The organism is Paeniglutamicibacter sp. GQ140, from assembly GCF_059759235.1.
On record NZ_JCAXDW010000007.1, the window covers coordinates 153,373 to 166,089 of the forward strand.

General features: G+C 71.5%; 11 protein-coding genes. 8 read left to right on the plus strand and 3 right to left on the minus strand.

The genetic code is table 11. The features are described 5' to 3' along the window. The first annotated feature begins 41 nt into the window (after positions 1-41). The 7 genes from AC6CHY_RS12070 to AC6CHY_RS12100 all read left to right on the plus strand — a co-directional run bounded on the left by AC6CHY_RS12070 (position 42) and on the right by AC6CHY_RS12100 (position 8,592). Positions 42-782: a hypothetical protein gene (locus AC6CHY_RS12070; protein ID WP_498226855.1), complete on the plus strand. Its 741-nt coding sequence runs from the start codon at positions 42-44 to the stop codon at positions 780-782. Beyond that, positions 779-1,810: a CocE/NonD family hydrolase gene (locus AC6CHY_RS12075; protein ID WP_498226856.1), complete on the plus strand. Its 1,032-nt coding sequence runs from the start codon at positions 779-781 to the stop codon at positions 1,808-1,810. The genes AC6CHY_RS12070 and AC6CHY_RS12075 overlap by 4 nt, the downstream gene beginning before the upstream one ends. After that, complete coding sequence (locus tag AC6CHY_RS12080; protein WP_498226857.1) at positions 1,807-3,195, plus strand: YcaO-like family protein; 1,389 nt, start codon at positions 1,807-1,809, stop codon at positions 3,193-3,195. The genes AC6CHY_RS12075 and AC6CHY_RS12080 overlap by 4 nt, the downstream gene beginning before the upstream one ends. A 5-nt stretch (positions 3,196-3,200) precedes the next feature. Next, positions 3,201-4,475, plus strand: coding sequence for a nitroreductase family protein (locus AC6CHY_RS12085; RefSeq protein ID WP_498226858.1), 1,275 nt, complete (start codon positions 3,201-3,203; stop codon positions 4,473-4,475). Then, a complete protein-coding gene (locus tag AC6CHY_RS12090; RefSeq protein WP_498226859.1) occupies positions 4,462-6,159 on the plus strand; it encodes an ABC transporter ATP-binding protein/permease in 1,698 nt (565 codons plus the stop codon). The genes AC6CHY_RS12085 and AC6CHY_RS12090 overlap by 14 nt, the downstream gene beginning before the upstream one ends. Next, positions 6,156-7,862 (plus strand): ATP-binding cassette domain-containing protein, encoded by a 1,707-nt coding sequence (locus AC6CHY_RS12095; protein WP_498226860.1) that lies wholly within the window; start codon positions 6,156-6,158, stop codon positions 7,860-7,862. Before AC6CHY_RS12090 ends, AC6CHY_RS12095 begins: the two co-directional genes overlap by 4 nt. 229 nt (positions 7,863-8,091) lie before the next feature. Further along, on the plus strand, positions 8,092-8,592 hold the full coding sequence (locus AC6CHY_RS12100) for a hypothetical protein (RefSeq protein ID WP_498226893.1): 501 nt from the start codon (positions 8,092-8,094) through the stop codon (positions 8,590-8,592). 146 nt (positions 8,593-8,738) lie between these two features. Here AC6CHY_RS12100 and AC6CHY_RS12105 read toward each other — a convergent pair whose 3' ends face one another. From AC6CHY_RS12105 to AC6CHY_RS12115, 3 genes are read right to left on the minus strand one after another with little or no spacing between them, the layout of a single operon-like run. Beyond that, positions 8,739-9,734 carry an ABC transporter substrate-binding protein gene (locus AC6CHY_RS12105; RefSeq protein ID WP_498226861.1) on the minus strand — a complete coding sequence of 332 codons (996 nt, stop codon included), beginning with the start codon at positions 9,732-9,734 and terminating at the stop codon, positions 8,739-8,741. After that, entirely contained in the window at positions 9,731-10,561 is an 831-nt protein-coding gene (locus AC6CHY_RS12110) for an ABC transporter ATP-binding protein (protein ID WP_498226862.1), read from the minus strand. The genes AC6CHY_RS12105 and AC6CHY_RS12110 overlap by 4 nt, the downstream gene beginning before the upstream one ends. Next, positions 10,558-11,682: a FecCD family ABC transporter permease gene (locus AC6CHY_RS12115; RefSeq protein ID WP_336245048.1), complete on the minus strand. Its 1,125-nt coding sequence runs from the start codon at positions 11,680-11,682 to the stop codon at positions 10,558-10,560. The genes AC6CHY_RS12110 and AC6CHY_RS12115 overlap by 4 nt, the downstream gene beginning before the upstream one ends. Positions 11,683-12,054: 372 nt before the next feature. Here AC6CHY_RS12115 and AC6CHY_RS12120 point away from each other — a divergent pair, with 372 nt between their 5' ends. Then, on the plus strand, positions 12,055-12,636 hold the full coding sequence (locus AC6CHY_RS12120; protein WP_217388227.1) for a dihydrofolate reductase family protein: 582 nt from the start codon (positions 12,055-12,057) through the stop codon (positions 12,634-12,636). Positions 12,637-12,717 lie beyond the last annotated feature (81 nt).

Genomic DNA, 12,717 nt, shown 5'->3' on the forward strand with positions numbered 1-12,717 from the left:
CGCAGTCGTGCGCTCCCGAACCAACATTCTTGAAAGGACCCATGAGTATCCCGGCAGTCGACGTTTTCGAGCTCAACGGACGCATCACGGTGCGTTCCCCTGACGGCACCTTCCTGCGCGTGCAGGCGCCCACAGGGGCGCCGCTACCCATGCTGGAGACCTTTCATGGCCAAATCCGCGAGCAACTCGAGGCCCGGGCAGCCCAAAGAATGCAACCGCGCCCCGGGCGTGAAAGTGTTGCCTTGCTTGGCCCGGCAGCCGGATGGGAACCGGTGAGCACGGCCCTGACTGGGCTCGACGTACAGAACCTCGACTATCGTGGGATACCGGAGGCAACAGGCGGGTTGATTGTCCAGGTTGCCGCAACCCCGGCGGACCGCGGGCTCCTGGATGACCTGCCGGACGCCGGCACCGCGGTGCTGCGCTGCTACCGCGAGGGCGAGATCCTCTTTGTGGATCCACTCGCGCTGGCCCCTGGCGACCCCAGCGGTTCGCAGGTGCTGCGCCGCCGGCTGGCCGCCTCCGCGGCAGCCGACGAGCTGGGCGGATGGCTTGATGCTGCCCGGCCCGGTGACGGAACCCTCGACGGCCTGCCCGCACTGGCCACCCAATTCCTTGGCGCCCGGATCCGCTCCATGGTCGTCGCGTGGCAATACGACACGCGCGAGCTGGCCGCCCTGCGCCGCACACTCTGGCGGTTCGACACCCGGACATTGTGCAGCAGCGAACATCCGGTGCTGGGATTTGCCGAACCGGCAAAGCGCCCCGGTCCCCGACGATGAAGCCCGCTTCCGGTCCCGCACCCACAAGACTCGACCTCGCGCTGGAGGACGGCACCGTGCTGGCGGGCGACCACTATCGCTCCGGCCAAGAGGCGGGGCGGGGAACGGTGCTGATCCGCACTCCGTACGATCGGCGGCAATACCGCGCCCAGGCAGGCGCCTGGCAGGCGCAGGGCCATGAAGTGGTCGTCCAGGACGTCCGCGGCCGTTACGGTTCCGCCGGAGCATGGCTGCCCTACGCGACCGAGGGGCGCGACGGGGCCGAAATCGCGCGCCTCCTGGAGCGCGGGGGCCTGCTGGACGGCGGGCTGATCCTGGCCGGGGCCTCCTACGATGCGCACTGCGCCCTCGAGGCGGCCCGGTGCCTCGAAACCGGCGGGGGGCCGTTGCGTGCCGCGGCCGTGGTCGCCATGGTCCCGGCCCTCGGCCTCCATGAGACCGCCCGAGACCCCGATGGTTCAGCACGCCTGCGCGACCGCATCGGCTGGTGGCACATGCACGGGTTCGGCGCCGAATCCCGGGAGCCGCTGGCCCCCGCCGAGCTCGACCGCCGGTGCCGCGCGGCCAGGGAACGCGGCGTGGCCGGCGCGATGCCCGCGCACACCTACGGTGCCCACGCACCCGCCCAATGGGCCAGGCTGTGGTCGGCGCCAAGGCTTGACCTGGCCGCCCGCTACGGAAGCTGCCAAACGCCGCTGCTGGTGGTCTCCGGGCACCGGGACTTCTTTGTCCACGAGGCGCTCGGGCTGGCAGACGCCTGGGATGCGGGCAACACCGGATTCCTCACCGGCCCATGGGGCCACCGGCTCACCGCCGACCTCGACCCCTCCGCCGCGTCAACGCTGCGCGGCCACGGCGGCCTGATGGCCAGGATCCGGGAGTTCCTGGACCGTTCCGCGGCGCTCCCCTTCACCCTTGACTTCAACCCGTCCCGGATCGGCACCGATCCCTGGGAACCGTCCGAGCGCGCGCGGCTGCGAGCCGCGACCAACCCACCCGTCCCAGCAGAATGCGAAGTATCCCCATGACCACAGCCGAACACCTTGGCCTGTTGCCGCTGCACACCCTGGTGGATGAACACACCGGGATCATCCGCCGGGTGCGCTCGGTGCTCACCCCCGAGCACGCGCCTCCCGCCTACACCTCCATGACCGCCGAGGTCTCCGACGCCCGCTGGCTGGGGGACTGGCCGGCGGACCGCGTGTCACTGGGCACCACCTTCGGGGACGAGCGGCAGGCCTGGATCGCGGCGGTGGCCGAGGGCATGGAACGCTATTGCGGCAACTTCATCCCGGCCGAGGTCCCCGACGCCGAGCACTTCATCGGCAGCGCCCGGCAGCTCAGCGCAGCCGGGCACTCCGTCGTCCCGCTTCGGCAGCTTCCGCAATTCGCGCCCTGGCAGCTGGAGCGCCCCGACTTTCCCTACCGGAACCTGGAGGAGGACACCGAAACACTCTGGACCTCCTGCCGCCGGAACGCCGACGGGCAAGAGGTCTGGCTACCGGCCAGCCTGGTCTACCTGAACTGGCGGCAACGGCGCTTCGCCAACCTGCCGCGAATCCACCACCTCAACTACGCCGGGATCGCCACAGGGCAGGGGTTTGCCGACGCCCGCGACCGCGCCCTGCTGGAAACCGTCGAACGCGACGCCCTGGAATTGTGGTGGCACCTCGACGGCCCCACCCGGGGCATCAACACCGACTCGATCCCCGGGCTGGCCCAGTCCATGGAGGGCTGCCGGCTCCACTACTGGGTGGTCCAAATGCCCAGCGAATTCGCCCCGTCCATGGCCGCGCTGGTGTTCGACCCCGACACCGGGCTCTACGCCGCCGGCTTCTCCTGCAAGAACGATCCGGCCGAGGCCGCCCGCAAGGCGGTGCTCGAGGCGGTCCACACCTGGATCTACACCCAGGGCACCACCGATGCCGAGGGCTGGGTCTTCCAGGCCGTCGAGGCCGGACTCATGGCCCGGGGCCTGTACCTGGAACACCGGGAGGACCGCCGCTACCTGCAGGACGCCGGCGAGCAGTTCGAGGCCGTCCGGGACCTCGGAGCCCATGTGCAGGTGTGGCTCGATCCCCAGATGCACGCGCTGGCCGAGCGCTTCACGGCCCCGGCAGGCGGGCTGGTGGACATCGAGGCCGTGGCCGCGGTGCCCATGGAGGAGGTCCACCGGCGCCTGGCCCGCGCCGGACACGAGGTCTACACCCGCGAGCTGACCACCCGGGACGTCGCGCTGACCGGGCTGAGCGTGGTGCGGGTCGTGGTCGGCGGGCTGGTGCCCAACGCCCCCGCGGCCTTCGCCTACCTGGGCTGCCCGCGCGTCGCCGAGGCGGCGGTGTCCCGCGGCTGGCGGGACGTGCAGCCGACCGCCCCCGGGCATTTCACCCTCGCCCCGCCACCCCACATGTAGGAACCATGACAACCGATAGCCACCCGCACCCCGGCGGGGAATTCGCCGCCGCCTGGTCAAGCCGGGTGCCGGGGCCGATGACGCACCCCGGACCCCGGCACAACACCTGGGACGCCCCCGCGCAGGCGGCCCCCACCCGATCCGGCGCCCCGGTGCCGGTCGCCGCGGTGCTCGACACCCTCTGGGCCACCCGCGGCATCCACCCGGACCCCGCCAGCGGGAAACCGGGAAGCATCCCGCAACGGGCCATCCCCTCGGCCGGGGCCTGCTATCCGGTGCAGGTGCACCTGCTCTGCGGCACCGACTGCGATGTCCCTCCTGGAATCCACGCCTACAACGCCGGGGACTCCACCGTGCACCTCCGCGCCGAATCCGCGCCCGCCACGGCCGGCGCCATCCTCGTGTTCACCGTGCTGCCGCAGCGCACCGCGGCGAAGTACCACCACCGTGCCCTGCCGCTGCTGCTCGCCGACACCGCCTACGCGCTGGTGGGAGCGGCCCGCCATGCGGCGGCCCGCGGGCTGGAGAGCCGGTGGCTCACGGCGGATCCCGCCACGCTGGCCGCCGCGGCCAGGCTCCCTGGCTATGGGCAGTGGCAACGGAACTGGCCGGACACCGGACCGGAACTGCCCCTGGCCGCACTTGCCGTGGGCACCGGCGGTGACCTGCCGGACCTGGCCCGGTGGGGCGGCGGCGCCGCGCCGGCCGGCCGTCCGCAACCATGCCCGCAGCGGCAACCGCGCACCTTGGCCTGGATTCAACGCTGGGCCGCCGGACCAGGGCTTCTCCACCCCGGGCCTGAACGCGAAATGACGCAGGGTCCCGCGCCCGGGGCGGTGGAACTCTCGCGCCGGCGCAGCCTGCCATTTATCCCGCCGGTTTCCGGCGCCGCGCACCCGGTTCGCCTCCCACTCCCGGCGGTGTGGGAGCGGTTGCTGGACGGTTACCCGCTGCCCGCCCCGCCGGGGTGCGGGTACGTGGTCCTGGACCGGGAAGAAATCATCGACCGGAGGCTGCACCTGCACTGCGCGCGACAGGAATGGATCCTGTCGCTGGACGGGATGCTGCTCTTTCGCACCCAGGCCGAACCGGACGAAGCCGCCATGAGGTGGGCCGCCGGGGCCGCCGCCCACTTGCTCTACACCTGCCTGTCCACCGTCCGGGAGCTTGCCTTCCGTCCCGTGGCCGGATGGACCGGGACCCTGGACGGGCTCACCACGCTGCATGCGCTCGGTTTCCGGGCGCAGGAATCGGAAGGACAAACCCATGTTGGTCAATAGGCGCCTGATGGCCCTGACACGCGGCCACCGCCGGAGGCTAAACGCGCTCACCGCCGTGCTCTGCCTGGGCACGGCCAGCTACTGGGCGCAGGGATGGTTCCTGGCCGGCGCGCTCGCCGGGCTGCTGCCCGGCCAGGGCAACACCGGTGTGCAGGTGCTGCACAACCTGCTGGCCGTGCTTGGCTGCGGGCTGCTGCGGGCGGCACTGCAGCAGGTCCAGGCCCGGCTGGCCAGCGGACTGGGCACCGCGGTGCGCCTGGAATTGCGTGCCGCCCTGGCCGCGGCGCTGCTGAGCCCCCAGCGGTTGCGCGACAACTCCGAACGCGGCGGGGCGCGCCGGCTTGCCCTGAGCGAGGGCGCGGACGGCGTGGAACCCTACGTCACCGCGTACATCCCGCATGCGCTGCAGCTGCAGATCCTGTGCCCGGTGCTGCTTGCCGCGGTGGCGGCGCTGAATCCGGTGCTGGCGGCGGCACTCCTGGCCGCCGTCGTGCTCGCCGTGGGCGCGCCGCGGCTGTGGGGCAGGCTGCTGGCCCGGCGCGGATCCACGCACTGGGACTCCTACGAGGCCCTGGGCGCCGACTTCCTCGAGGCACTGCAGGGCATGCGCACGCTGAAGGTCCTTGACGCGGTCCCGCGCTTCCGGGCCAGGCTGCAGACGCGCTCCGACGCCCTGCACCGCGCCACCGTCGCGACCATGAGGGTGTCGCTGGCCGACACCGCCCTGGCGGACCTCGGCATCCAGGCCGGGCTGCTGGCCGCCGCGGCGCTGACCGCGCTCGATGTCCTCGGGGCCCTGCCGTCGGGGCTCGGCGGCTCACCTGCCCTCACCTTCTTCACGCTCATCCTGGCCTCGGAGGTCTTCCGGCCCGTCCGCGACCTGGCCCGCCAATGGCACGCCGGCTACCTCGGCATCTCCGCCCTGGGAAGCATCGACGCTGCCATCGGCGAGAACGATGCCTCCCCGGCCGGGGTGGCCGCGGCAGGTGGCCACACCGCCGGCGACCGGCGGGCCGGCGGGCACACGCTCGGGCTGGAAAACCTGTCCTTCCGCTACGGCCCCGATTCGCCTTGGGTGCTGCGCGGGGCCACCGCGCGCATCCAACGCGGCGGGATCACGGCACTTGCAGGTCCCTCGGGCACCGGGAAAAGCACACTCTTTGACATCCTGCTCGGCTTCCTTCCCGCCGGCGGGCACTGCCTGCTGGACGGCCGTCCGCTGCAAGCGGCGGACGTGAGCGTCGTCTCCCAACACAGCTACATGTTCCCCGGCACCATCCGGGCGAACCTGGCGGCCGTGCGCCCCGGGGCCACCGAGGCGGACATGCGCGGCGCGCTGGCGAAGGCCGGGCTGGCGCGCGAGCTCGACGCGTGGCCGGCCGGCCTGGACACCGTCCTCGCCGAGGCCGGGCACTCGGTCTCCGGCGGGCAGCTGCAGCGCCTGGCCGTCGCCCGCGCCGTCCTGGCCGACCGTCCGGTGCTGCTGCTGGACGAACCCACCTCTGCCCTGAACCCGGAACTGGCCGCCGAGCTCATGGAGTCCTTGCGCGCCGAGGCCCGGCACCGCATCGTGCTGATGATCGCCCACCGCGCCGAGGCCCTGGACGCTGCCGACACCGTGCTGCGGCTGCACGATGGCAGCCTGCGCGAAACCATCCCGACCACGTCCCCGGAGGCACCATGAGTCCGCAGAACACCGACACGTCCACGCGCCGGCACGACCCGCTGTGGGGGCTGCTCCCGCACCTGGCCGAACACCGCCTCGCCCTGGCCTGGACCGGAGTGGTGGGCATTGCCAACAACCTGGCCCTGGTCTTCCTGGCCGTGGCGGGCTCCTATGCGGTGACGCTCGCCTTGGTCGAGGGGCGGCTGGCTCCGGGCGGCTGGTGGATTGCCGGGGCCGCCGCGGTGCTGTTGCGCGCTCTGCTGACCTGGCACGAGATGGACCTGTCGCACTCGATTGCCTACCGCGTGCTCGCGGCGCTGCGCATGGGCCTCTTTGACGGGTTCTCCCGCGGCGTGCCCTCCCGCACGCCCGGCCAGCACACCGGACGGCTGGCGGCCACCGCCATGGGGGACACCGAGAAGCTCGAGTTCTTCTACGCCCACACGCTCACCCAGCTGGCCGGCGCCCTGGTGCTGCTGGCCGGCGGCACCGCGACGCTCTACCGGATCGGCGGCACACTGGCCGCCGGATGGCTACTCGGACTGGCCGCCCTGGTGCTGCTCACCCTGCCGTGGCTGCGCTCCAACGCCCGCCTGGGCCAGGAGGTCCAGCGCGCCAAGTCCGACCAGTCCGCCCTCGCCGTCGACCTGCTCGCCGGGTCCCGCGAGATCCTCGGCTTCGGATTGCAGGAACAGGTCCAACGCCAGCTCGCCGCTGCAACCCGCACCGTGGCCCGGGCGGAGCGGCGGCTGAAGGCACGGGAAAGCGCCGCGGCCAGCGTGCGCGAACTGTGCTCCCTGGCCATCCTGGTCGTGGTGTTCCTCGCGGCCTGGAACCAGCCCGGGCTTGACCGGCTGTGGATCCCGGCGGTGGTCGCCGGAACCCTCACGCTCCTCTCCCCGCTGATGGAGGCCGTTGCGGTGCTCACCCAATTGCAGCCGCACCGCGCCGGCGCGGCCCGCGTGCTGGAGGGAATCTCCATGCCGGCGGAGGGGCCCCAGACCACTGCCCCCGTCGCGTTCGCCGCGGACGGACCGCTGGGACTCGAAGTCGGCGGCGCCTGCTTCTCCTATCGCGACGGTGCGCCGGCGCTGGAACCGACCTGGCTGTCCGTGGCACCGGGGGAGCACCTGGGCATCTCGGGCAGCTCGGGGTCCGGAAAGACCACCCTGGCCCGGCTGCTGGCGAGACTCTGGTCCCCGGATGGCGGAAGCATCGCCCTGGTTCCGCGCACTGGTGTGCCCGTGGATGTGGGGTCCATCCAGGAGCACGACTTCCGCTCGCTGGTCACCCTGGTGGAGCAGGACGCCACGATCTTCCACGGTTCCCTGTTGGAGAACATGCGCCTCGCGGTCCCCGGCGCCACGGCCGCCCAGGCAGGCGAAGCCCTGCGCCGCGCCGGACTCCACCTCGAGCCGGGCCGCTGGCCCGCCGGCGTGCACAGCATGGTGGGCGAGACCGGCGCCGGGGTGTCGGGCGGGGAACGCGCCCGCATCGCCCTGGCCCGGGCCCTGCTGCTGCGGCCCCGGGTGCTGGTGCTGGACGAAACCACCGCCTCCCTGGACGCGGCAACCGAGGCCCTCCTGCTCGACGCCGTGGCGGCGCTGGCCGGGGACACCACCGTCATCACCATTTCGCACCGCGAATCCACGCTGGCGCGCTGCGACCGCAGGGTTGCGCTCGCCGGACTTCAGTCCGCGCCCCTGGCGCAGCCCGCATAGCGGGGCCCGGATTCCGGGGCCGGCCGGCCGGGGGCCTCGGCGGTGCACCCCGTGCGGGCGGCCGGCGTGGGCGGGCGGGCCCGCCGGGTGGACAGGCAGCCCCGCCACCCACCGAGGGAGCCTGGCACACGGCCGCCGGGCCCGGACGGGTAGCATCGGAGGGTGCAATTCACCGCGCCCGCGGGTGAATGTGCAGCAACCATCCCGCCGCACCGATCCAAGGAATCCGATCCAGTTGAACAAGAAAACGCTCAAAGACGAAGGGTTCACCGGATTCCGGCCCATCACGGGCCTCGAGATCAACCGGATTCCGCAACACCAGGGACTGTTCGCCGTGTTGCGGCCCGAGGGGTTTGATCCGCGGTACCTGGCCAGGAGCACCGCCGGAATCTTCAAGAAGAAGAATCCCACCCTTCCGACGGCCGGGCTTGCCGCCGAATGGGTGGACGACGCCGAGGTCCTGTTCATCGGCAAGGCAGGACCCGGCAGCAAGGGAAACCGCGGGCTTCGACGCCAGATCCAGGAATTTGTGGACTTCGGCAAGGGAAAGCCGCCGGGTCACTGGGACGGCCGGTTGGTCTGGCAGCTGGCGGAGGCCGGGAGCCTTCTGGTGGCCTGGAAGGAACTTCCGGTCGAGGAGCTAAACGCGGCCCAGGCCGACTGCCATGCGCGATTCCGCCAAGCGCACGGCAGGCTGCCGTTCGCCAACCTGGTGCAGGCCCGCGCCTAGGCTCCCCAATCGATTCCGGCTGCCCCGCGCTCCTTACGGTGGGACCAAGGTCCCCGGAATCCCCGGGAGGCCGGCTCCCGGAAACGACGGCAGGGCCCGTCGAGGGGACGGGCCCTGCCTGCACGGCCGCAGCCGGGTCGATCTGCCTAGAACGCGTCGGGGTGAAGCCCCTTGGCGATCTGCTCCACGGCCCGGATGTTGCCCCAGGTTCCCGGCATGACGTCATCGGAGTCGATTGGCACCAGGCGGTTGTTCTTCACCGCATCCAGCTGCGGGAACTTGGCCTTCAGGAAGTCGAGCGTCGCCTTCTCGTGGGCCTTGGTGAGCGTGGTGAAGACGATGACGTTCGGGTTCTTCGCCACGAGCGTCTCGGGGGAGATGACCGAGGAGAAGAACTGGGCGAAGGCCTTGTCGTCGGGGCTGAAGACGTTCTCGCCGCCGGCGACCTCGATCATGTTGTATTCGATGCCTGCCCCGATGGCCGAGACCGTGTTGCCCTCCACGAAGAGTTCCGCCACGGTCGGCCTGGCCAGCCCGGCCACACGCTGGCCGACGCCGTCGAGCGCGCCCTTCGCCTCGGCCGCAAGCCTGGCGGCGGCATCCGGCGCCGCGAAGACAGCCCCCATGTTCTCGATGTCGGTGAGCAGGTCGCTCACCTCGGCGCTGCCGCGTCGCTCGGAGCAGCCGGCGGTGGCAATGTAGGCCTGCGCGCCGGCGGCCGCCAGCTGGTCGATGCCGGCGAATCCCTGCTCGGCGGTGAATTCGTAGCTGGTGGGGGAATAGACCAGGTCCGGGGCGACGCCCAGCAGCACCTCGCGGGAGGGCGGGCCCTGCTCGCTCAGCTGCGTGGCGGTGCCAAGGTCCGCGAGTTCGGGCATCAGTTCCCGGCCCTTGCTTTGTGCCTCGGCCACCACCTTGTCCGCCTGGCCCAGGCGCACCAGCATCTCGGACTGGCCCGGGGTCATGGCCACAGCACGCTGCGGAACCCCGGCAAAGTCCAGGGTGCGGCCGCAGTTCTCGATGGTTGTCGCGGCACCGGCCGAGGCTGCGGGCACGGTGGCGGAGACGGCCTGGCCGCAGCCGGCCAGCAGCGTGCCGCCGAGCAGCAGGCCGGAAATCAGGGGCAGGGTCTTGTTGTTCATGCGTGTTCCTTGAGTGGTTCGGTGTGGTGGTTGGCTTGTGGTTGCGCGCCGGGCGCCTCGGCGCGAAGCCTCGCGACGGCGATCAGCGGGCGGCCGGTGAGCGGGTGCTCGAGCCGGGCAGAGTCCACGCCGAAGCCGGCGCGGATGGTCTCCTCGTCGAGCACCTCGTGCGGGCGGCCGATGCCCTGCAGCCGACCGGCCCGCAGCAGGGCAACGTTCTCGCAGAATTCGCTGGCGAGGTTCATGTCGTGCAGGGCCGTGAGCACCGTGAGGCCGCGGGAGGTGGCCAGGGTCATGAGCTCGAGCTGGAAGGCGATGTCCAGGTGGTTGGTGGGTTCGTCGAGCACCAGCACCGGGGTCTGCTGCACCAGGGTCCGGGCCAGCAGCACGCGCTGCTTTTCCCCGCCGGAGAGCCCGGCGAAGTAGCGCGAGGCCAGGTGCGCGGCGCCGACCTCGCGCAGCGCGGCGTCGATCAGTTCGTGGTCGGCGGCCGAGTCGGCGCCGAAGCCGCGCTGGTGCGGCACCCGCCCCAGCATCGCCATCTCGCGGACGGTGATCGGGAATTCCTGGGTGGATTCCTGGGCCATCACGGCGATCCGCCGGGCCACCTCGCGCCCGTTCAGTGTCCTGATGTCCTCCCCGTCAACCCGCACGACGCCCGCGGAGGGCTTTTGCGCGCGGTACAGGGTGCGCAGCAGCGTCGACTTGCCGCAGCCGTTGGGTCCCAGGATTCCCAGCACCGTGCCGGAGGGCACCGCCAGGGACACGTTGTCAACGATCCGCCGGCCGCCGATCTCGACGGACACGTTTTCGAAGGAGACGTTCACTGTCCCACCCCCGCCGCGCGGGCACCGGAGGTGCGCATGAGCCAGAGGAAGAAGGGTGCGCCGACCGCCGCGGTGAGGATGCCCAGCGGTATCTCCGCTGGCTGGGCCACGGAGCGGGCCAGCAGGTCGGTGAGCATCAGGAAGAGCGCGCCGCCCAGCACCACCAGCGGCAGCATCCGCCGGTGGTCCGAGCCGACGATCATGCGCACCGCGTGCGGCACGACCAGGCCCACGAAGCCGATGCCGCCGCACACCGCGACGGTGGTGGCGGTCAGCAGCGCGGTGGCGAGCAGCAGCGTGCGGCGCATGGAGGTGACGTTCACGCCCAGTGCGATGGCCGTCTCGTCCCCGGCCAGCATCGCGTTCAGCGCGCGGGAGCGGGCCATCGCGTAGATTCCCACCACCGCCAGCGCGAGCCCGGGCAGCACCAGCTGGCCGTAGCTGGCGGCGGAGACGGAACCGAGCAGGAAGAAGAGCACGGAGTAGACGTTCTGCGCCTCGGTGGTGATGGTCAGGAAGTTGGTGATGGCCGCCAGCAGCGAGCCCAGGGCGACGCCGGCGAGGATCAGCCGGGAGGGCGCGATGATCCCGCCCTGCTTGGCCAGCAGGTACACCAGCACGGTGGCCCCGGCGGCGCCGAGGAAGGCTGCCGCATTTAGGCCGATGCCCGCCATGGCGGTGGAGCCGGCGACGATGGCCAGCACCGCGCCGACCCCGGCGCCGGCGGAGACGCCCAGGATGTAGGGCTCGGCCAGCGGGTTGCGGACGTTGGTCTGCAGCAGCGCACCGGCCAGGGCCAGGGAGGCCCCGGCGATGCCCGCCAGCAGGGTGCGCGGCAGGCGGAAGTTCCAGACGGCCTGGTCCTGCGAAACGGTGATGGACCCGTCGCTCATCCATGCCATGCCCGGAATGAGGTGGCCGGTGATGATCTTCGCGGCCTCGGGCAGGCTGGTGGCCAGCGGGCCGGTGCCGGCGGAGAGCAGGATGACCAGCACGATGCCGGTGGCCAGCAGCGAGGTGGTGCCGTGCCGCCGCCAGGCGGAGGGCCTGTGCGGCGGGGGCTGTAAGGAAGGGGCCGCGGGGCGCGGGGGGTCCAGGGTGGTTATCGGGGAAGCATTCACTCACGACACGTTATCGCATATGAGAATCATTCGCTTTAGTGTTACGCCTTGCCGGACACGGTTTGCCGCTGTGGGTCACCGGGCACTACGTCGAAAATCCGCCGATATCGGGATTCTCGGTTTTCCGCTACCGCCCAACCGAAGTAGCCAGGGTGCGCTGCGAGCCCAACGCCGGGATCCCGTTCCTTGTACTCGCGTACGCCGGCGGGCGGTGGACCGCACCGTCAACGGAGTCCGGGCCGAACGGGGATCGTGCCAGCTGCCACCGCGACCACCCCGGGTATTCCCGGCCGTCACGACAGGCCACGGGACCACTTGAAAGGCGAGTGCCCTGCGCTTAAGCTGGGGCACCCCAAGGCAAAGGAGAGACCCGTGGGCAACGTGGTCATGTACGGCTCGGTGTCGGTGGACGGCTTCGTCGCGGACGGGAACGACCAGCCCGGACCGCTGTTCGACTGGCTGACCGGCGGCGACGTCCCGCTGGACGAGGGCGGCGTGTTGAAGGTGTCGCAGGCCTCCTACGACTACACCCGTGCGTACTGGGACCGGATCGGGGCGACCATTGTCGGCCGACACGTCTTTGACATGACGGACGGCTGGGACGGGATCCCTCCGGGCGGGGTGGCCCACGTGGTCGTCGTGACGCACCGCCCGGCGCCCGAGGGCTGGGACCCGGAGGCGCCGTTTCACTTCGTCGACGGCGTCGAGGCGGCCGTGGCCAAGGCCCAGGAGCTCGCGGGTGAACGCATCGTCGAGGTCTCCGTTGGCGATGTCGGGGGCCAGGTGCTTGCCGCGGGCCTGGTCGACGAGGTGCGCATGGATGTCGTACCCGTCGTGTTCGGGTCGGGCAAGCGCTTCTTCGGGTCGGTCCATGCACAGCAGCTGTTGGGGGATCCCGACGTGGTGATCCAGGGCAACCGGGTGCTGCACCTGCACTATGTGGTGCGCCGTTGACCGATGCGGGCAGGTGCGCGAAGCAGCCCCGGGACAGGGGCGACGGCCGATATCCGGCAGGCGATTGCACCCCCACCGTTG